Here is a 20,643-nt window from a genome sequence, read left to right on the forward strand (position 1 = left end):
TTACTACCTCAAATACAGCAGGTTTTATCCGACAGTATTTATGCCCGCATGCGTCCGCCACTCAATGAGCAGCAGGCGGCAGTATGAGCCTTCCGCCTGAGCTTGCATCCCTGCGTGACGAAGCCGACGCCGTGACCTGCTGGAGTTGGTCCAGCTTCAAGGGCTGGAAACTCGGCCCTGGCCCGGACAAGGCTGGCCCTTGCCCCAATTGCGGCGGCACTGATCGCTTTGCCATCCACACCACCAAAAACACTTTCAACTGCCGCCGTTGCGGCCTTTCTGGCCATGGCGTGATCGACCTCGTCATGAAAACCGAGAAGGTCAAATTCGTGCCCGCATGCGAAATGATTACCGGTCGGCGAGTGGCCGATCCGATCTCGGCCGAGGAAGCGGCGCGCATTCATATGGAGGCTCAAAAGCGCGAACAGGACCGTGCGGCCGAAGAGGATCGGCGCCGCCTGCGTGCTATTAGCGAGGGCCGTGCGATCTGGGGTCGCACCAGCCAGCCGGAAGCGGTCGGCGCTGGCGGGGTAGCGGACTATCTCGACCTTCGAGGCGTCGGTGGCTTGCATTTCGACAGGATCATGCTGCGCGAAATCGCCCGGCTCGACTACATCGTCGAGGTAACGAGCGATGATGGTCGCAAGACGTATCCCGTGCTCCATTCCGGGCCAGCTATGGTCGCAGCCGTGGTCCTGCCTGACGGCAGCTTCGGCGCCGTGCATCAGACGTGGATCGACCTGGCGCAGGCCAATGGAAAAGTGGCGCTGCACCACCCCAAGAAAACGAATAATGACGGCTCGGCCTTTGCGTTGCCTGCGAAGAAGGTGCGCGGCAGCAAGAAGGGCGGCGCGATCAAGCTCTACACGCCCAAGACAGTGACGCGTATCGTGATGGGCGAGGGTATCGAGACCACGCTGACCGCCCTGCGGCACAATTTCGAGCAGAACACGGCCTATTGGGCTGGTGTCGATCTCGGCAACATGGCCGGCAGAGCAGCAATCGGCTTCGACAATAAACGCCATGAAGACGAGCCGAACCTCGATGATCTCGAATGCTTCCTGCCGCCCGACTGGTGCGAGGAACTGGTCTTTCTCTGCGACAGCGACGAGCCCGAGACCAAGACGGTGGAGAAGGTCAGTCGCGGGATGAAGCGCGCACAGCATTTCCGCGATGTCGCAAGGCAGACACGGCCAGAGCTGCCGCCCCTGGCCACGGCATATGTGGAGCCGATCGGCGACGGAAAAGACCTCAATGACCTGGTGAGGGTTGGGGCATGACCGACACGCCAGACGACGAGAATGCCGTCAAAGAGGCCATGGGCAAAAAGCGCACGGTGAAACTCACCGTGGTTGATGGCGGCAAGACCGAGGATAAGCCGAAGCGCACGCGCAAGCCAAAGGTGAAACCAGAAGAAGAAACGCCACCGGCGCCCGAGGCTGGCGATCCCGGCCCGGACGAATCCGACGTGATGAGCGGGCCTGATGACTTCGGCAACAATGAAGGCCTTGAAGAGGCGGAGCGGATTGTCATCCGCTGGTGCGCTGGTCTCGACCAGAACGACCGCGACAACGGCCGGCGCCTCGTTGCGTGGTTCGGCGAGAACCTGCGCTATGTGACTGGCCTTGGCTGGCTGTTCTGGCGCGGGAGCCATTGGGCGCGCGACGAAGCCGATCTCGAAGTGCGGCTGCTTGCCCAATACATAGTCGACAAGATCAAACTCGAAGCGATCGAGCTGGAAGCTAGCGAGCGGCAGAAACGCATGCTGGAGCGATCGGCCGAGCTGCTCAAGAAGAAAGAGGATCTCAGCACGGCAGAAGAGCGCGTCATCAAGACTGCCTCCGAAATCATGGTGGCGCTGTCGAAGCGCCGGTCCTCCCGCATCGCCTGGGCGGTTACCTCGGGCAATTCCGGACGCACCAAGGCCATGCTGGAACAGGCACAGTCGCTCAAGGCCCTGCCGATCGAGCGGCTCGACTTCGACCATATGCTGTTCAATGTGGCCAATGGCACGCTGCGCTTCTGGCGCGAGCTTGACCCCGACCAGCCCGAAGGCGGCGACCGCAAGATCGGCCGCTTCGAATTCCGGCCGCATGACCGGGACGATCTGATCACGAAGGTCGCCGAGGCCGAGTATCATCCGGATGCCACCTGCCCATTCTTCATCGAGGACTTTCTCGGCAAGGTGCAGCCGGAATCTCGCTGGCGCACCTTCATCCAGGTGTCCACGGCCGTGGCGCTGCTGTTCGGTGGCAATGACGAGCAAAAGCTGTTCTATCACTACGGTACCGGCGCCAACGGCAAGTCGGCATTCTTCGAACTGATAGGCCGCCTTGCTGGCAGCTATCGTCAGATCGCCTCACCAGAAACCATCACGGGTGATGGTCAGCGCGCCGGCCAACAGGCGAACCCCGACATTGCACGACTGCACAATGCCCGCCTCGTGACGATCGAGGAACTGCCGAAGAATACGCCGCTAAAGGAAGAGCTGATCAAGGCGCTGACCGGCGGAACGAAGATCCTTGCGCGCTTTCTCAACAAAGACTTCTTCGAGTTCATGCCGCAGTTCACGCCAATGCTCTCCGGCAATAACAAGCCGGCCATTTCGGGCACGGATGAAGGTATCTGGCGTCGTTTCCTGTTCATCATCTGGGGCGTCAAGATCCCGGAAGGCGAACGCATGGCGCCGACGCTCTTGGCCGCACGGCTCGATGCCGAGCGATCGGGCGTGCTCAACTGGTTGATTGAGGGTGCCTTGCTCTATCTGACCCATGGCCTGGATCATTTCACGCCCCACGAGGCCAAGGCATTTGCCCAGGACTATCGCGAAGAGCGGGACAATGTGGGGGTCTTTGCCGAAGCCTGCATCGAGCGGATCGACGGCCAGAAGGTCAAGGCGGGCGTTCTGTTCGAGGCCTATGAGACCTGGTGCAAGGGTAACGGCCTGCGCGCGGCCAGCCAGCGCAGTTTCGGCGATCGCCTGAATGACCTCAACTACAAGAAGCAGCGCGGCAACTTCTACTTCTACCTCGATGTACAGCTAAAGGCCAATCAGGCCACGCCGGCCGATGCCGACGGCCCGCCGCAGCGCGACCCAAGCGACCCGGGTTTCTAACTCGCCAGTCCGAGCGAAGCGGCGCCAGAGGTTCGATCCCTCCGCGCCGCGCCCCGCACCCCTTTTCAGAAAGAAAATGGAAGTCTTGACCCTCTCGCAGCTTGCGCGGCGCGATAGAGGGTCAAGAGGTTTGCGAGAGGGTTAAATGCAAACCTCTGTGCTGAATTTCAATAACTAAATCAGTCGCTTGCAAGATTTTTGAGAGGGTCGAGAGGGTCTTGGCTCGCCTATATATGAGAGGGGCGGGGGTGCCCTGTCGTGGATGCTGATAGCGGCAAAATGCTCATAGGGCGTGGGGCAACCCTCTCAACCCTCTTTTTGCTCTCTAACCATCTACATCAATTCATCTATTTCCGAAGAGAGGTTTGAAATCAAACCTCTTAGACCCTCTAAGAGGTTGAGAATGGCCAAGACGATCGATGTGGAAGACCTGCTGGTCTGGGCCTTTCGGGATCAGAAGATCGAGAACGTGGCCAATGGCATGCGGCCAAAGGCGCCGAGAGGTTCCAGCGCAAGCTCGCTGGGAGAATTGCTGACGCTGGGTACCAGGGTTGATACTTCTTCAGCCGGCGCCAACTTTCTCGGTTCGGCGCGATGCCATGAAGATGCGGCAGTGATTTATGATGCGGTGATGTCTTTACCGCCGGAGGCATGGTTCGTGGTGATTAAGCATGCCCGCACAGGAACTCGACCGGATTGGTACCCGGAAGGTCCAGGGAGATGGGTGACGCCGCTTGATCGCAGCGGGAAACCGAAGCGTCTTTGGCGGGACCCGGCCCGGCAAAGGGGCGATCTAGGCCCAGCCCCTGCCGAATTCATTGGCACCCGACATTCAACCGTCGCGTCAGGTCGTGCTGAGTATGTGCTCTGGTATGCTGCGCTCGCCGACTTGGTCGGGATGCTTAATGTCGAAATGGTCGATCATGCGGCCACTGGTCCAGAGGCGCCGCTCGCACCTTGGAATATGCCAAATTAGCATGGACAGGGCGAGGCGTTGACGGGGGAAGAAATTTGACACATGTTCCGTCACAGCAAATCAGGTCTTTGAACAGGCGCACGGGTCACCGGGCGCCTTTTCTATTTTCTCTCAAAGCGCCTGCTCGATCTGTAGTGAAGCCTGTCGTGCGTGGTACTGCGCAGCAGCAAACTCCCCAGCAGCTAAGGTTGGCAGCACCATCGCCATATAGGCCATGGCAAAGTTGATGGTCGCATCAACTGGCAAGTGCGTTCCCGACAGGTCGGGCGTCTGCAGACCGATGGCTTCTGACAATTGCCAAAGCGTTTCGATCTTGGCGAGTTTCTCAGGGATACGAGACGGTTCTGTTAGCGGCTCGGCGTCTTCGTCAGTGGCTAGCTGAGAGCGCAGCAGCGTCATGAAGCGAGCGATCGCGAGGCCTTTTCGGTTCGTCATGGCAATCTCCTCGGTCGCTTAAAAGAAACTAATGTCCGCAACCTCCCGTCGGGTCCTTTATTCCGCATCACACTTTCGGGGGAGGTGGCCATGGTTGGACTGAAGATAACCTGGGCCGACGTTTCTGGGCTTCGACGCGTCCAGGCGATGATTGAAGCTCTCGGAGATGACCGTTTTCGCACGGTAGCTGCGAGGGCCATCAACCGCACTGGCGATATGGCTAAAACACAGGTCGTCCGGGCGATGATCAGGCAGACGGGACTGAAGCGTCCGGTGTTGGTCAAGGCCATCGGTAAACCTAAGGGGTCCTCATCGACCGACCTGACTTATGTCATGACCACGCGCGGCGGTGATATCGCGCTGAAATACTTCGATGCCCGAGAGGTGGGGCGCGGTGTCTCGGCCAAGCCATTCGGCAAGCGGCGGCGGTTCGTGGGCAAGTTCATGAAGGCAGGCTGGACGCCGAACCGTGTGGCTGTGCGCAAGTTCGCCGGACATGTCTTCGAGCGCGCCAGCTCCGACCGAACGCCGATCGAGAAGGTCAAGTCTGGCGTGATCATTCCGGTCGAGATGGTGCAGGGCCAGTCGGCTCAGGCCTTTGAGCGAGCGGTTCGGACCAATCTACCGCGCCGCGTCGAGCACGAGATCAAGCGGCTGTCGAAGGGCACGCTGAGCTGATCGACACCCCCCGGGGTCAAGGGACCGTACGGGTGCCCCCGCCTTAGCGCGGTGCGGAAGCGGCCCAATTCCTTTTCAGTTTTTCAGTTCCCGGCGAACGGTTAACAGGGTTGACAGAGTTAACACCCATGGCAGATCGGGTTAACAGCGACGGCCTGATCGTAATGTGGTCGATCGGCCAGATCGCCGAGCGCGACGGAGTGTCGAAGGCTGCCGTCAGCAAGATGGTGGCCAAGCTTGTGAGCGAGCACAATCTGCCGGTGCGGCGAGACAGCCGCGACCGCGTCGCCGGTGTCAGCATTGCCGATTACGACCATCATCGCGCCTTCTTCGGATCCTCCGAGCAGGATCAGACGCCACAGGTCGGCACTGGCGCGAAGGGCCCGACGCCTAATTTGCCGCCTTCCGAGAGCCGCGATGAAGCGCTGCGGCAAGAAGCTTGGATGCGCGTGCGGCGGCAGAAGCTCGAAGACGCAAAAGCTGCTGGCCAGTTGGTGCGAGCCGACATCCTCGCCGAGGCTTTGACGGTCGCCGGCCGGACGATCCAGGCAGAGGTGGCGAGGCTACAGCACCGCGCAGACGACATTGCCCTGGCTGTATCGAAAGAGGGGACGAGCGGTGCTCGGATCGCGCTGAGAAAGGCCGCTGAGGAGATCAGTAACAGGATCGCCGACGCCCTAGCAAAGGTCGCCGAGAACGCGCCGGAGATGGATGAGGCGATTGAGGGGATTGAAGAGTGAACTTCCATCCTGGTGCTCACCACATCGTCGCTTCGAAGCTTGCCGATGCGATCCGGCCAGTGCCGCCTCTGCCGTTTCGTAAGTGGTTGCCGAAGAATATCGTTCTCGTCGACGGGCCGAAGAAAGGGGAACTCTGGTCAGAGCTGGATGCGCCTTACCTTGGCCCCATCGCCGAGGTCCTGGACGTCGATCATCCCAGCAACCTTGTGTCGATTAGAAAGAGCCAGCAGACGGGCGTATCGATCCTGGGGCTGGCGTGGTCGCTGTATCTGGCAGAGATCGCACCGGATAACATCCTCTATGCCGTGCCTGGTATCGACGCCCTGCAGGACGTGAATGGCAAGAAACTGCAGCCGATGATCGAGGCTTGGCAGGATCGCTCGGGCAAGAAAATCATACTGCCGACCGTGGCGCGGTCAGGATCTGGCTCGACAACATATGAAAAGCGTTTTGTCGGCGGCTCTCTGAGCCTGGCGAATGCCAACTCGGTTATGGACCTGTCGAGTAACACCTCGCGCTATGGCGTGAAGGACGAAGTTTCGAAGTGGCAGAATTCGCCCAATGGCGATGATCCGGAGGTTCTGTTCTTCGGCCGCTTCACAGCATTTCGGCGTTTGAAGCTCTGGAAGATCCTTGAGCTTTCGACGCCCGAACTCGATAGCGGTGACCCGCTGGGCGACGAGCCCGGTCACTGTCGCATCGACAGGTCATTCCGGCGCTCGGATCAGCGCTTCTGGAACATAAAGTGTCCCGAGTGCGGCAACGAGTTCGTGCAAACGATCCTGGGCTTTGTCATCAATAAGGCTCACCCGCATCTCAGCACTTATGAGTGCCCGCACTGCGAACACCATGTCAGCGAAATGGAGCGGGTGCCCGCGGTGCGCGCTGGACGGTTTATTCCGACCAGCGAGGGACACCCGGGGTTCCACGTCGATGCCTTCATCTCGCTGATGATGAGCTACGAGGCGATCGCAGAGGAGTGGCTGGATCGGCAGAACAAGGGGGAGGAAGGGGCTAAAGGCTTCACCAACCTCGTCGGGGGTTTGCCTTACGCCATGAAAGGCGATGCGCCAGACCACAAGCGATTGCTTGAGCGTCGAGAGAGTTATCACCGTGGCGTTGTGCCAGCAGATGGATTGATCCTGACGGCCGGCGCCGACGTTCACCACAACAACATCATGGTCGAAACGGTCGCTTTTGGTCAGGACAGGCAGAGCTGGTCGGTCGAGGTCGCCTATCTCGACGGCCCGACTGACGACATCAATGCCGGCGCCTGGCTCAAGCTGGACGAGTACTTCCGCACTCCAGTGCGAGATGCGTTCGGCCAGGACCGGCGGATAGAAGCGCTGGGTGTCGACTCCGGCGACGGGCTTCGCACCACGCAGGTCTATAGCTGGTGCGCCAATAGGGTCGGCACCCATGCGATCAAGGGTATGCAGGGACGCGGAGTTCCGGCCATCGGCCTGCCGCAGAAGGTCTCGGTTCGAAAGAGCGGCAAGAGACAGAAGGTCGGCGCCGCCAAAGTCTGGCCGGTTGGCACCTGGACGCTCAAAGGCGAGCTGATGGGCAATCTCCATAAGGAGATCGTCCGCGATGACGGCCGGACGATTGTGCCGGGCGGCTACTGCCACTTCGCCGACTGGCATGACGAGAGCTACTTCAAGCAGCTGACCGCCGAGTATTTCCAGCGCAAGTTGGTCAAAGGCAAACCGCACGAAGGTTGGGACAAGCTCCGCCGCGAGAACCATTGGCTCGACGTTCGCGTCTACGCCATGGCGATGGCCGAGCTTCTCGGGATCTCCAAACTAACAGCTGACGGGTGGGCAAGCCTTCGCGCTCTGTGGCAGCCGACCGAGCCCATCGACCTACTGTCCAGCGTTACGGCCATCATCGCTGCAGAGCCTAACGCGCCGACGATCGTCGTAGCCGTGCCGCAACAAGTGCCTGTCGAAGCCACCAACATCGAGGAAAGTAGGAAAGCATGGAAGCGACGGTGACCAAGCCCCGCATTCGGGTGAAGGCAGGATCTGCCGCATCTCGCCCGATTGGGAGCGTGGCGCCGCGATCCGAAGCATACTTGCGTGACACCAAGTCGGGCATCATTGCCAGCCGTCGAGCACCACTTCGACTGCATCGCGATGATGTCCGGCATTCGTGGGTTCAGGCGGCTGCCATCGCGTCCGACATCATGCAGAACTCGGGCCGGATCCGGGGTGCTGCCGACCAGGTCATTTCCGACACCGTCGGCGCAGAACTGATCTTCAACCCGCAGCCCGACCTGACCGGGCTTGGCTACGACGACAAAGAGAAGGCTGATCTGGTCAACCTGCTCAAGCTTCGTTGGAAGCAATGGGCATGGAACCCCAAAGAATGCGACGCGCGTGGCAAGTTCACCGTGCCGCAAATGATCGACATCGGTCTGCGCTGGGACATGGTCTATGGCGAACTCACCGGCGTCATCACCTACATGACGCCAGCGGAACGCCTGCGCTATGGGCTGACCACCGGGACCAAGATCACCATGGTACCGCCACCTCGGCTGGTGCAGGACACCAACGAGATCGAGGGTATGGTACAGGGCGTCATCCACGATCCAAACGGTCGCGTGGCCGCTTATCGGTTCCGCGAGCGGGAGGGTGGCATCAATCGCCTCAAAGACTGGCGCGCCTTCGATGCCGAAGGGCGAGCGCAGGTCATGCATATCTTTGACCCGCAGGATGCTGAGGACGTACGCGGCATCTCGCGGTTGGCGACGGGTTTTCGCCAGCACCTGCAGCACGAAGTAGCGCAGGACACGACGCTGCAGACCTTCATCCTTCAGACAATGTGGGCCGCATCACTGACCAGCGAGCTGCCGTCGGCTGAGGCATTTGAAGCGATCGAGGCTGTCAAAGACATCCCGGATATGAAGGGGGTCTACAATGACTTCATGGGCATGCTGGCCGCCCAGCTCGAAGCCGCGAAAGAAGCGCGCATCGGCATTGGCGGAGATCCTCAGGTCAATCACCTCGGTCCCGGCGAGCGTCTGCAGTTCCATGCGTCAGCGACGCCTGGACCCCAGTATCAGCCTTTCACCGCAAGCCTCGCGCGTGATTTCGCTCGAGCGATCGGCATCACTTACGGCGCCTACACGCTCGATTACACTGACGCGACTTATTCCAGCAATCAGATGGAAAACGCGTCGATCTTCCCGGTTGTCGTTCGCCGCCGCGAGCGTGTGTCTGGGCCCCAGTGCCAGATGATCTATGAGGCTTGGCTCGATGAAGAAATCGGCGAGGGTCGCATACCCTTCAAGGGCGGGTATGAGGCCTTTGCCGCTAATCGACAGCGTGTCGCCTGGTCGCAATGGCGCGGTCCGGCCAAGCCGACAGCAGACGACACGAAAAGTTCGCGGGCGGCTTCGGAGCGGATCGCCAACGGCACCTCGACGCTGGAGGGCGAGATCTCGCTGATTGGTGGTGATCCCGACGAAGTCTTCGCGACGCGCCTTCGGGAGCACAAGCGCTACGTCGAGGCGGGAATGGTGTCTCCCTTCGAGCGAGGCTTCAACATCGCCCAAACTCCGGGCGAGACGGAAGAGACCAACAGTCGGAGAGCATCGCAATGATGGTCGATATCGCCGGCCAAAAAGTCGACACTGATGATCCCTGTGCCGTCGCCTCCGCTCTTCGCGTGGCACGCCTGCAAATTGCGACGGGTGGCGGCGTTGTCGTCACCCGTTTTGGTGATGACGAAGTGCGCTTCAGCTCCGCCAATCTTGACCGCATCGATCGCTTGATCGTCGATTATGACGGCCAATGTGCCGTCAAGAACGGCAAGCCCCGCATTCGCCGCGCCGCGCGGCGGTTCACCTACCTCTGAGGTTCACAACATGGCTGCGACTATTGAAGACGGAAAGCTTCGGCTCTCCGGCTATGTCGGCGACTATTACTATGACGATGGCTTCACTTCGAGCGACGTCGTTCTGGCCTTGGCCCAGATCAACGACACTGACGAGCTGGACTGCCACATCAACTCCCCAGGTGGCATCGCCTCTGAAGGCGCTGCCATCCATGCGCTGCTGGCTGCACGCGCCGGTGTCACCAACATCGTGGTGGAAGGCATCGCCGCTTCAGCGGCATCGCTGATCGCCATGGCCGGCGCCACGGTCACCATGTCGGCCGGTGCGGTGATGATGATCCACGATCCATCGGGGATGACCTGGGGAACCTCCGATGATCACTCCAAAACGATAGAAGGTCTCGAAGCTCTCGCGACCGCCTATGCCCGTGTCTATGCCGCCAAGTCCGGAAAGACCGCCGACGAGTGTCGGACGATCATGAAGGAAGAGAAGTGGTTCACGCCGCAGCAGGCGGTCGAGACCGGTTTTGCCGACGCGACTACTGAGGGGCAGACCGAACCCGTCGCCGCTTTCGATTACCGGCTCTTTGCTCACGCGCCCAAACAGCTCGTCGCTTTGACGAAGAAGAAACACTGGTCACCTCCGACCAGCTCGGCGGCCCCTGCCGCCAAACGTCCAACAAAGGAAACACTGATGAAGGACACGACCGAGGGCGGGACCATGACCGCCGACATCGCAAAGGCGACCGCCGATGCAAAGGCCCGCATCAAGGCCATCATGACGTCTGGCGAGGCCGAGGGGCGTGAGGACCAGGCTCAGCATCTGGCTTACGAGACCGAAATGTCGCTCGAGGATGCCGTTGCGATCCTGGAGAAGGCGCCCAAGCCGACTGCTGCCCAGGAGCCCGCGCCTGTCGATTACGCTCAGCGCCGCACCGCCGCGGCCGGTCTGGCAAGTCCGGGCGGCAAGCCGAACACCCTCAAGGTTGATCTCGTGGCCGGCATGAAGCGCCGCCACGGCGTGCAGTAAGGAAAGGGACCGAAATGGACACCCATAGCTTCAAGACCGACGCCGACGTGGTCAAGGACGAAGGCAAGAACCGCTTCTCGCGCGATGACGACACGCTGGCCTCCGGCTCCGGCAAGGTCATCGTCGGCACCGTCCTGGGGATGGTCGCGGCAACCGGCAAGTTCAAGCCGCTGGCACCTGCGGCCAATGACGGCACGCAGACCGCAGCGGCCATCATCCTCGAAAACGCCGATGCCACTGGTACCGACGTCACCGTGGTCAATCTCAAGCGGCGCGCCCAGGTCGTGCTGCAGGCGCTGATCTGGCCGGCCGGCATCACCGCGCCGCAGCAGGCCGCAGCCCTGGCCGCCCTCGAAACGCGCGGCATCGTCGCCCGCAACGGAGTTTAACATGTCCACAGCCCTCGATTATCTCCAGGCTCCCGAATTTGCGGACGATCGCCTGACCGAAACGATCAACGTGCCGCCCTATGAGACCGGTCGCCCGGCCCAGCTCGGCATCTTCACCGACACGCCGATCGCCACCACCTATGTCCGCATCGCCGTTGTGGGCGGCGAGATCACCATCATTCCGGCGCGTGAGCGTGGTGGCGAGAACAACCTCAACATGCGCGGCGATCGCCAGGGCGTCATCATCGACATCCCGCACTTCCCGCTCGATGATGCGATCACGCCCAGCGACATCCAGAACCTGATGGCTTTCGGCGAGAACTATGTCTTCGAGACGCTTGCCGGCGTCTATCAGGACAAGCTGGGCAATATGCGGTCCAAGCACGATGCCACCTGGAACCACCTCGACTGGGGCGCGCTGAACGGTTTGGTCCTCGATGCCGAGGGCGAGATCCTGGTCGATCTCTACGACAAGTTCGATATCGAGCAGACCGTGGTCAACTTCGCCCTCGATACGGCCGGCACCGATGTTGCAGCGAAGAACCGAGCCGCCAAGGCCGCCATGAGGAAGCAGCTCAATGGCTCGCCCACGCGCGGAGCGATCGTGCTGGCCGGTCCGACGTTCTTTGACAAGTATGTCGGCCACCAGTCGGTGCGCGAAGCACTCAAGAATTATGCCGGCGCAACGGCCAATCCCGCGCGTGACGATGTCGAAGACACCTTCACCTTCGCCGGTCTCAAGCTCGAACGCATCGACGAAGAGTTCCAGGTTCGTCAGCCCAACGGCACCTTCCTCGCTAAGGAAGCTGTGGCGGATGACGAGGCCATCCTGGTCCCGCTCGGCACGCAGTATTTCAAGCGCTATGTCGCGCCGCCTGACACGATCGCCGACGCCAATCGGGCGCCGGTGCCGGGCGACAAGGTCTTCGTTTCGACTGACGACCTGCCGCACGGCAAGGGTCAGGAAATCCACACGGAATCCAACCTGCTTCCGATCTGCACCCGTCCGCAGATCCTGACGAAGTTCACGGTTGGGCAGTAGGAGCAAACCATGGCATTCCGTCGTTTTCGCAAGCGTTTCGAATACATCAATGACGAGGGTCAGAAGGTCACCGTCCCGCGCAATTGGGCGGGCGAACTGCCCGAAGAGATCGTAGCCAAGGCTGACAAGTCTGGCGCCACGCTCATCGACAAGTCAAAGCAGACTGAAAAGCCGAAGGCCAGCGATGAGCGCACCAAGGATCAGCTCTTGGCTGAAGCCTCGCGTCGCAAGCTGGCCATCAAATCCTCTGCGACCAAGCCGGAGATCCTGACGGCATTGCAGACGGCCTCCGCGCCGTTTGCCAAGCCGGTCGAGGATCTGACGGATGCAGAGCTTGCGGTCGAGGCGAAAACGCGTGGCCTCGATATCGACGATGAGGCCGATAGCAATGCGCTGCGCGCGGCCCTAATGCTGGCTTTCGAGCCTCTCAGTTGACCATGCGGCAGTCTCGCTTTCAGGCCTTGCGAGACCGCTCCGCTGCGATTGTCGATCAACAGTTTGCCGAGCCGGTGAAGCTGTCCTTCCTCAAAGGAGGGGCGGTTGATCAAGCTCGGCCAGCTGTCGAGATCGATGCGCCGCTGCGGGTTGGTGGCGGTAAAGAGACAAATGCCGACGGCGGCGTTGGTCGCAGCTGGCGGACGCAGCTGGCCGCCGGCAAGGCGGAGCTGCACATCGATCGCGCGACTTATGTCGGCCCGTCCATCAAGTCGGGGGATGCGGTCCAGGCACTGTCCCGGCCCGGGCAGCCATGGTTCGAAGTGTTGCGGGTCGATGACCGCGGCGAAACCCGACTGGTGTTGGAGCTTGGCGAAAAATGAGCCTTTGCAGGATTGCCTTGCGCATCTCCGCCGTCGAGGCCCTCAAGGGGCGCACTCTGGTCGGCAGCAATGTTCTGGATACCCCGAATGGTGCACTGGATGTGCAGGCCGATGGCTCTTTGCGGACTGACGAAGAGCGCCCCTTTATTTCTGTCTTCACGGACGCAAGCGAGGGAGATGACACCGAGCGCGGCATGTACGGCGGTGCTCTGACCGACATCGTCTTCGAGATGGGTATCTCAATGCCCATGGTTGAAACGGATCAGGAGACGGGCATTTCAACGGTCGTCGGGATCAATATTCCGGCTTCGGATGGAGCATTCGAGTTCTTTCTCGACATCGTGCAGCGCCAGATCGTGAATGCACTCTCGGATCCGGACAATGCCTGGGCCGAGATCTATCGTGATCTGTTCACCAATGTGGTCAAGACTAAGTACGTTGGGGCTCGTAACAGCGAGGATGGACAGCGCCTGGCAGGCCATCAGTTGCGTCTGACCGTCGACCTCTGCGGCGATCCTTCCGGCTCTGCTATCGAGCCTGGATCTGCACTGGCGCGATTCCTTGAAACGCTCGATGGCAGTGACGATGCGGTGCATGCAGATATGGCGGAAGCCATGCGCGCCACCATCGACGGCTCTGCTCTCGAATGGGAAACAATCCAACGAAAATTGGGTCTTACTCGTGGTCAGGTCGACGCCCTGGGGCTCGGTCCTCTCAACGACGACGCTGGCGAGATGTCCGACATCTCGATCGAGGTTGAGGGGCGCCAGCCATGATTTCGGAAATCGTCGCGCAGCGTGCCGACATTGAGCAGCTCAAGACCCTATTTGGCCGAATGCTTCGCGTCGGCTCGATTGCAGTTGTGGATCCCGAAAAGGGCTTTCGCGTCAAATGGGGAAATGGTCCCAAGGGGGAACCGTTTCTGTCGCCTTTCTATCCGCATCCGGAATCGGGCGGAGCAACATCGACATGGTTCCCTCTCAGCGAGGGTCAGATCGTCGGCGTCATCAACCCCGGCGGCGACCCTAAGCAGGGCCTGCTCATTCGCGGCGGCTTCTCGGGTGAGAATGCTGCGCCCAGCGGCAGCCTTGATGAAAACGTGCTGAAGTTCGGCAGCGTGAAAATCACCATCGGCAATGATGGGGCGGTGACGATCGACGCCGCCCAGGCGGTCACCGTCAACGCGCCGCTGGTGGATCTCGGCGGCACCGGCGGGAAGCCCGTCGCGAGGGTCGGCGACATGGTTCGTGTCACCGGCGGATCATCCTCTGGTCTGTGGCCGATCGTCGAAGGATCCAGCGTCGTCAACGCGGTCTAGGAGCAAGGAATGCATAGAACCTCTTACCTGGTTGCTGATGGCGTCGAGTGGGTCGACGGCAAGCCGGTGCCGGCCAATCGCCGCATGTCGCTCACCGATGCCGAGGCGCTCTATGATCTGGCGCAGGGGCGTATTGCCCTGCCGCCGCCCAGGCAGCCGCGCAAGCCGCGCATTAAGGCGGCAACATGAGTGGCGTCGATCGGCGCACCGGCAAGCTGATCAGCAACTATGAACATGCCCTGCAATCGGTTGAGGTGATTTTCACCACGCGGATCGGCGAGCGCGTCATGCGCCGGCACTTCGGCGCCGGCATGGTCGAGCTGCTCGGCCGCGCGATGACGCCGAAGCTCTTCGCGGCATGGCAGTTGCTGCTCGCCGTGGGGATCGACCTTTGGGAGCCGCGCTTTCGCGTTCGCGGCGTCTATGTCTCGGCAACGCCAACCGATCTTCGGCTCGGCCGCGCCGGCGTGCGCATCGAAGTCGATTACCGACCCCGCGCGCTCTCGGGCGATTTCTCGGTCGAAGGCGTGCGCAGCTTCACCATCCGCTTCGGGCCTCGGGTCCAAATTCAATAGGTAGGATATGACTTCGCTTCCTCCGGAACTTACCAATCTGCCGGCGCCGACGCTGGTGGAAGAGATCAGCTTTGACGCGCTCTATGCATCGCGCAAAGCCCGCCTGGTCGGGATCTTCGCTGCCGCTGGCATTCCCTATGACGTGCAGGATCTCGAAACGGATCCAACACAAATTTCCCTGCAGGAAGCTTCGTTTAACGAGACGCTTCAACGCCAGCGCATCAATGAGGCGGTGCGGTCTTATTTCCTGCCATTCTCCGGTGGGACCGATCTAGACGCTCTGGCAGGCTTTTATGATGTCGTTCGCCTGGTGGGCGAGGATGATCATCGCCTGATGCTACGCGTCGTGGTCGCCATCCAAGGGCGGTCAACTGGCGGCACGGTCCCTCGATACAAATCCATCGCTCTGGCAGCCGATATCAGGGTCGCGGACGCTGCGGTCTATACGGTCGGCAGAGATCCGACGATCCATGTCGCCGTGTTTTCGACCGCCAGCGGCGGCGTAGCTGACGCGGCTCTGTTGGCAAAAGTAAATGCTGCCCTGCAGGCTGCGCCCATTCGGATGGTCAATGACACGATCGTTGTCGCCAGTGCGGCGCAAGAGACGATCCCTGTGACCGCGCGGATCTGGCTGCTGCCACAGGCGCCGCAAAGTGCCATCGCCGCGATCGAGGCGAACCTGCGCACGGCGTGGGCGCGCGACATGCTGCTGGGCCGGGATCTCACTGAAAGTTGGCTCAAGGCCCAGCTGCAGCGTGACGGCGTCCACAGCGTCGAGCTGGTCACGCCTGCCGCAAATATCGAAATCCCGTTCAACCGCGCAGCCGCCCTCGGTGCCGTGACGCTTACGCTTGAAGGCAGGAGCTACTGATGGCGCTTTTGCCTGAGAACGCGACCCCATATGAGATCGCGCTTTCCAAGGCGATCGAGCCGACAGCGCTGGTCGAGAGCGGCATCAACGCGATGCGTCGGATCAAGCATGTCTCGCCTCGGCCGAGCATGCTGCCGTTTCTAGTCTGGGAATATGGCCTTGGCGAACTGACGCCCTATGTGCCGAACCTCTACCAGCTGATTGATCAAGGCGTGCGTTGGCAGCGGCTGCGGGGCACTGTGAGTGCAGTTGCGATTGGCCTGGGCTGGATCGGCTACACGGCGACGATCGAGGAAGAGTGGACCGGCCGCACCTGGTGGAACAGCTTTCAGCTGCGCTTTCCGCAGTTGCCCGCGCAAGATGATCCCGATCTTGAGCGGATCGAAGGCATTACGCGCCTGTCGGTGCCGCTGCGGTCGCAGTTGCGCCGTGGCGTGCACTATTTCGATGTCGATGCCGTGCAGCTCGACCACAATCGCCTTGACGATACCTATCTCGATTTCGAGAGCGGTATTGCTGTTACCGACGCCGGCACGCTCTGGTCGTTCGGCCGGCCGCTCGAATTCGAGCATGAGCTGACCGAGGCCGAGGGGTCAGCGATCGGCAATTGGATCGCGCCAGTCGGTAATGAGGGCATCAAGTGGGTGACCCTGACCGTGCCATGGGTCGATGCCCATTACCGATGGGCAGAGAACCCGGCCGCCCTGCGTCGGGCAGTCATGGCCGGATGGTTTGTCGCCAAGCCGCTATGGATGCGCCTGCGGGCGCAGAATGGGGCCGTCATCGGCTTCAGGCGCTGCCGGGCAGTCTCTGCCGTGCAGCAGCAGCTTGAGGGCCCCTATGCCTTCGGCGGCGGCACTTATGAGCCGGCCGCCTCGGGACAGATCCTGTTCGTCGAGGCCATGACAGATTTCGATGACGCCGCCGGCGTCGTCTGCACTGAGATCGCGCTGATTGTCGGCGCCACGATGGCCCCAGGCGTCAAGCCGGGTCGCTTGTGGCTCGGGCCGGATCAGCTGCTTGATGGCGAAGCAATCGCCGTCAAGCCGGTCTCAACCCCGCTGCGCCGCACCGTGCGCGAGCAAATCAAGTTTCTGATGAGGTACTGATGTTTGAGCACCCGAGCGGCCTCCCGCTGGCCTATGACGGCGTCGGCGATCGGCAGGATTTTCAGGGCGTCGTGTTCCACGGCAAGCGCCCCTATCTGCAGGCCCGTGAGCTGAATGATCTGCAAAAGATCATCCGCAACCGCGCCGAGCGCATGGGCCGCCTGGTCGCCATGGATGGCGATCGCTTTGAAGGCGCTTTTGCCCTGGTCGATATTGCGGCCGGCACTGTCACCCTGACCGAAGGCAAGATCGTCGTCGCCGGCGACGTGTTCCCGGTGACGGCTGCTGTCCTTGCCGATGTGCCAATGTCGGGCCGCTTGCAGATCGGCGTGCGCCTGGTGACCACGTTCATCACCGCCGAGGATGATCCGACCCTGCGCGGCCTCGCGCCCGGTTCCAAAGCGCAAGGCGACGGCAGCCCTGCCGCCCGCGAAGTTTCGAAGATCGTTTGGGGCCGCGCAGATGTCGCAGAACCCGGCACGTTCTATGCCGTATATCTGCTGCAGGATGGGGCAATCCTCGACCAGACGCCGCCGCCGGCACTCGACGGCATGATGCAAGCCCTCGCGCTCTACGATGCGCCGCATGGCAATTACATCGTGAGGGGCTGCCGCGTCTCGACGCTGGGCCTCAACGCCGGCGCCCGCATTTTCTCGATCGAGGAAGGCGAGGCCAATATCTCGGGCCGCAAAGTTGTTCGTCACGCCTCGCTGCGCCATACCGAGCCGCAGGTTTGGGACGTGGCGGCTGTGCCGGGCGAGACGCATCCCTATGCGGGCGGTGTCAACCAGACGATCACCCTGGCGCATGCGCCACTCGACGCGATCACCTCGATCCTTCTGACCAAGCGCCGCACCGTCAATGTCACGCGCGGCGCCGTCGCCAACGGTATCGACGGCCTGCCGAACAATTCCGTCAAGGATATCGTGTCGATCGCTGGCTACACCAAGGGTGTCGACTTCAAGCGCACCGGGGATGGCGTGGATTGGGGCCTGGCCGGCGCCGAGCCGTCGCCCGGCTCAATCTATCAGGTGACCTTTGACTATCGCGAGAGCGTCAACGCCGATGCCTTTACCGACAGGACGATCACCGTCTCGGGCGGCGTCGAGGATCCGGAAGGCATCATTGTCGCCTATACCTACAAGCTGCCTCGGATCGATCTGATCGGCGTCATGCCGAGCGGTGCCCCGACCTACATCAAGGGCAATTCGGCGGCCAATCCTGTGCGGCCGCCTTCGCCCGCGAACGTCTTGGCGCTGGCCGAGATCCGGAACACGTGGATGGGCGAGCCGACCATTGTCACCGACCGGGTCTATACCGGCGTCAAAATGCCGACCTGGTCGGACTTCTGGCGGGTCGCCAATCGGCAGGACGATCATGATCGTTTGATCCAGCAGAACCGCCTGCGGTCGGACATCGATCGGCGCGACCCGGCCGCCAAGCGCGGCATGTTCGTCGATCCTTTCGTCACCGACGAATTCCGTGATGCCGGTATCGAGCAGAACGGCGCAGTAGGTGATGGCATCCTGCAGCTGGCGATCGAGCCGACCTTTTACGATAGCCTGCTGACCCAGCCGGTAACGCTGGATTGGGTCGAGGAAGTCATCGTCGAACAGGGGTTGATCACTGGCTGCGAGCTGATCAACCCCTATCAGAATTTCATCCCGCTTCCCGGCGCGATGATCCTGACGCCGGCAGTCGATTTCTGGACGGTGCCACAGACCGAATGGGCTTCCGAGGTCACTCGGGAATTCCAGCGTGGTGTGCAAAATTGGGGCGGCCCGCTGACCAATTCGACCGTGACGGTCGAGCAGGCTGGCCCGCGCCGCGAAGAGGCGTTGCCCTTCCTGCGCCAGCGGGACGTTGCATTTCTGATCCGGGGCTTCTTCCCTGGCGAAGAGCTGCGGACTTTGACCTTCGACGGTGTCGATGTCACGCCGGCCGGCCTGGTCGGCGATGCCAATGGTGAGATCGGAGGCGAGTTCACGATCCCCGCCAATATCACGGCCGGATCGAAACGCGTCTTTGCAGAAGGCTCGGTGACCAAAACCGCCGAGGCGATTTTCACCGGTCAGGGCACGCTGCAAGTCGACGTGATGCGCCGCGTCACGACGATCGAGACGTGGAGCCGCAGGCAGGAAAGCAACCGCGACGGCCCCGGCATGAATGGCTCGGATCCGCAAGCGCAGATCTTCGTGCCGCCAGAAACGCGCCAATTGCTCGGCGTGGATTTCCACCTGTGCGGGATCGGCAATCGTGCGAACCATATCCTGGTGCATCAGACGACCGTCGAGACCGGCTTCCCGACGACCGAGCTAGTCGCCGAGGGCCTGGTGCCCATGGCTGGGGCAGTCGAGGGCTGGAAGTCGGCGCGCTATGGCCTGCCGGTAACGACGCCAAACGACCGGGCACATGCCTTTGTCGTCAAGACAGATGACGGGGCGCATGCGATCTCAACCGCCGCCCTCGGTGCATTCGACGCCGAGACGCAACAGGCGGTCACCGCGCATCCCTACGCGATCGGCCCGCGCCTTTCGTCGGTCAATGCCTTGACCTGGACGGCGCACCAAAAGGAAGCCTTGAGCTTCCGCCTGGTGGCCGCCCGGTATCCCGTCACCACCAAGCGCGTGCCGCTCGGTACGTTCAATCTGGTCGAGACGAGCGATCTGCAGATCCGCGCTGTGTCGGATCTGCCAAGCCCGGCCTGCGGCGTGATGTTCGAGGTCAGACGAGCCAACGGCACGGTCTACAAGGCGCAGGCCTACCAGAACTTGACCTTTGGTGAGTACTTGACCGAAATTGTCGAGATCTCCGCTGTGCTGACTGGCACGGCAACGCTCTCGCCCATTCTCTACGCGCCGGTCGAGATCCTCGCCGGCCGTATCGAGCAAGACGCCTTCTACGTGACCCGTGCCTTCGCCATCACCGATGCGATCCGAATGCTCGCCAGCCTCAAGCTGGCTTTGCCGTCCGGCTCGGCGATGACGATGCGCGCCCAGGTCGACGATGGTGATTTCGAGCCAGTGCCGCTTGATGCAACCGAACTGTCGCCCGATCCGGCTTGGATCGAGCAACAGCACCGTCTCGACGGTCTGTCGGGCAACACCATGCGCATTGAAATCAAGCTGACGGGCGGCCCTGCTGCCCGGCCGCGTGCCGCTGACTTTGGACTTGGGGTGATCTGATGGCTCAAACCACACACCGGCAGTATCCGCTGCCGGATACCGAAGCCGACATTGACGAGGAATTCTATCGCCTCGCCAATGTCACCCTGCCAAAGATCGACCTCGACATGCACTCGCTGTTCGAGGCGATCGGCGGCAAGGCTGACAGCGATCACCGGCATGGCATTGCTGAGATCGAGGATCTGCAGCAGGCACTCGATAGCAAGATGGCAGCCGACAGGGTGTTTTCCTTGTCGGACATCGGCGAGTTCACCGGGTTTGAAGCCGCGCCTGACGGCTATATCCCGGTGAAGGTTGGCGATCGGATCGTGTTTCAGTCGGGGCTTTCGGCTCTGGGCGAGCATCATCATCCAGTTCGCGAAGTCGACGGGCTCGAAGATGCGCTCGACGACAAAGCCGACAAGAGCAATTTCTGGTCGGGAACGCAGGCTCAGTACGACGCGCTACCGGAAAAGGTGGCGGGCCGGTATTACTTCATCATCTAGGGGCTTTCGATGCCAATTCGAATTGGGACGGCGGTCG

General features: G+C 61.4%; 22 protein-coding genes. 21 read left to right on the plus strand and 1 reads right to left on the minus strand.

Features of this window, described 5'->3' with window-relative positions:
* The first annotated feature begins 83 nt into the window (after positions 1–83).
* The 3 genes from P0Y65_20620 to P0Y65_20630 all read left to right on the plus strand — a co-directional run bounded on the left by P0Y65_20620 (position 84) and on the right by P0Y65_20630 (position 4,091).
* Complete coding sequence (locus P0Y65_20620) at positions 84–1,280, plus strand: primase-helicase zinc-binding domain-containing protein (protein WEK04547.1); 1,197 nt, start codon at positions 84–86, stop codon at positions 1,278–1,280.
* On the plus strand, positions 1,277–3,115 hold the full coding sequence (locus P0Y65_20625; GenBank protein ID WEK04548.1) for a phage/plasmid primase, P4 family: 1,839 nt from the start codon (positions 1,277–1,279) through the stop codon (positions 3,113–3,115). Before P0Y65_20620 ends, P0Y65_20625 begins: the two co-directional genes overlap by 4 nt.
* 403 nt (positions 3,116–3,518) lie before the next feature.
* Positions 3,519–4,091: a hypothetical protein gene (locus P0Y65_20630; GenBank protein ID WEK04549.1), complete on the plus strand. Its 573-nt coding sequence runs from the start codon at positions 3,519–3,521 to the stop codon at positions 4,089–4,091.
* 111 nt (positions 4,092–4,202) lie between these two features.
* On the opposite strand, the gene P0Y65_20635 is transcribed toward P0Y65_20630, so the two are convergent.
* A complete protein-coding gene (locus tag P0Y65_20635) occupies positions 4,203–4,526 on the minus strand; it encodes a hypothetical protein (GenBank protein ID WEK04550.1) in 324 nt (107 codons plus the stop codon).
* Between the two features lie 90 nt (positions 4,527–4,616).
* On the opposite strand from P0Y65_20635, the gene P0Y65_20640 reads away from it, so the two are divergent.
* From P0Y65_20640 to P0Y65_20725, 18 genes are all read left to right on the plus strand, one after another.
* On the plus strand, positions 4,617–5,204 hold the full coding sequence (locus P0Y65_20640) for a hypothetical protein (GenBank protein WEK04551.1): 588 nt from the start codon (positions 4,617–4,619) through the stop codon (positions 5,202–5,204).
* Between the two features lie 128 nt (positions 5,205–5,332).
* A complete protein-coding gene (locus P0Y65_20645) occupies positions 5,333–5,944 on the plus strand; it encodes a hypothetical protein (protein ID WEK04552.1) in 612 nt (203 codons plus the stop codon).
* On the plus strand, positions 5,941–7,941 hold the full coding sequence (locus P0Y65_20650; GenBank protein WEK04553.1) for a phage terminase large subunit family protein: 2,001 nt from the start codon (positions 5,941–5,943) through the stop codon (positions 7,939–7,941). The genes P0Y65_20645 and P0Y65_20650 overlap by 4 nt, the downstream gene beginning before the upstream one ends.
* Positions 7,942–8,021: 80 nt before the next feature.
* The gene (locus P0Y65_20655) at positions 8,022–9,551 is read left to right on the plus strand and encodes a phage portal protein (protein WEK04554.1); all 1,530 of its coding nucleotides are present in this window, start codon (positions 8,022–8,024) and stop codon (positions 9,549–9,551) included.
* On the plus strand, positions 9,548–9,805 hold the full coding sequence (locus P0Y65_20660; GenBank protein ID WEK04555.1) for a hypothetical protein: 258 nt from the start codon (positions 9,548–9,550) through the stop codon (positions 9,803–9,805). The genes P0Y65_20655 and P0Y65_20660 overlap by 4 nt, the downstream gene beginning before the upstream one ends.
* Positions 9,732–10,814, plus strand: a complete 1,083-nt coding sequence (locus tag P0Y65_20665) for a Clp protease ClpP (protein ID WEK04556.1) — start codon at positions 9,732–9,734, stop codon at positions 10,812–10,814. Before P0Y65_20660 ends, P0Y65_20665 begins: the two co-directional genes overlap by 74 nt.
* 14 nt (positions 10,815–10,828) lie before the next feature.
* Positions 10,829–11,203 (plus strand): head decoration protein, encoded by a 375-nt coding sequence (locus P0Y65_20670; protein WEK04557.1) that lies wholly within the window; start codon positions 10,829–10,831, stop codon positions 11,201–11,203.
* A 1-nt stretch (position 11,204) separates the two neighbouring features.
* Positions 11,205–12,245, plus strand: a complete 1,041-nt coding sequence (locus P0Y65_20675; GenBank protein ID WEK04558.1) for a major capsid protein — start codon at positions 11,205–11,207, stop codon at positions 12,243–12,245.
* Positions 12,246–12,254: 9 nt separating this feature from the next.
* Positions 12,255–12,680: a hypothetical protein gene (locus P0Y65_20680; GenBank protein WEK04559.1), complete on the plus strand. Its 426-nt coding sequence runs from the start codon at positions 12,255–12,257 to the stop codon at positions 12,678–12,680.
* Between the two features lie 2 nt (positions 12,681–12,682).
* The gene (locus P0Y65_20685; protein ID WEK06859.1) at positions 12,683–13,063 is read left to right on the plus strand and encodes a hypothetical protein; all 381 of its coding nucleotides are present in this window, start codon (positions 12,683–12,685) and stop codon (positions 13,061–13,063) included.
* Positions 13,064–13,080: 17 nt separating this feature from the next.
* Entirely contained in the window at positions 13,081–13,839 is a 759-nt protein-coding gene (locus tag P0Y65_20690; GenBank protein WEK04560.1) for a hypothetical protein, read from the plus strand.
* Complete coding sequence (locus tag P0Y65_20695) at positions 13,836–14,381, plus strand: baseplate assembly protein (GenBank protein WEK04561.1); 546 nt, start codon at positions 13,836–13,838, stop codon at positions 14,379–14,381. Before P0Y65_20690 ends, P0Y65_20695 begins: the two co-directional genes overlap by 4 nt.
* 9 nt (positions 14,382–14,390) lie before the next feature.
* A complete protein-coding gene (locus P0Y65_20700; protein ID WEK04562.1) occupies positions 14,391–14,570 on the plus strand; it encodes a hypothetical protein in 180 nt (59 codons plus the stop codon).
* Positions 14,567–14,956, plus strand: a complete 390-nt coding sequence (locus tag P0Y65_20705) for a GPW/gp25 family protein (GenBank protein WEK04563.1) — start codon at positions 14,567–14,569, stop codon at positions 14,954–14,956. Before P0Y65_20700 ends, P0Y65_20705 begins: the two co-directional genes overlap by 4 nt.
* A gap of 7 nt (positions 14,957–14,963) precedes the next feature.
* A complete protein-coding gene (locus P0Y65_20710; protein ID WEK04564.1) occupies positions 14,964–15,827 on the plus strand; it encodes a baseplate J/gp47 family protein in 864 nt (287 codons plus the stop codon).
* Positions 15,827–16,936 (plus strand): phage tail protein, encoded by a 1,110-nt coding sequence (locus P0Y65_20715; protein ID WEK04565.1) that lies wholly within the window; start codon positions 15,827–15,829, stop codon positions 16,934–16,936. The genes P0Y65_20710 and P0Y65_20715 overlap by 1 nt, the downstream gene beginning before the upstream one ends.
* On the plus strand, positions 16,936–20,121 hold the full coding sequence (locus tag P0Y65_20720; protein ID WEK04566.1) for a DUF4815 domain-containing protein: 3,186 nt from the start codon (positions 16,936–16,938) through the stop codon (positions 20,119–20,121). Before P0Y65_20715 ends, P0Y65_20720 begins: the two co-directional genes overlap by 1 nt.
* Positions 20,121–20,606 carry a hypothetical protein gene (locus P0Y65_20725; GenBank protein WEK04567.1) on the plus strand — a complete coding sequence of 162 codons (486 nt, stop codon included), beginning with the start codon at positions 20,121–20,123 and terminating at the stop codon, positions 20,604–20,606. Before P0Y65_20720 ends, P0Y65_20725 begins: the two co-directional genes overlap by 1 nt.
* Positions 20,607–20,643: the final 37 nt, after the last annotated feature.

The organism is Candidatus Devosia phytovorans (genome assembly GCA_029202405.1).
Taxonomy (GTDB): domain Bacteria; phylum Pseudomonadota; class Alphaproteobacteria; order Rhizobiales; family Devosiaceae; genus Devosia; species Devosia phytovorans.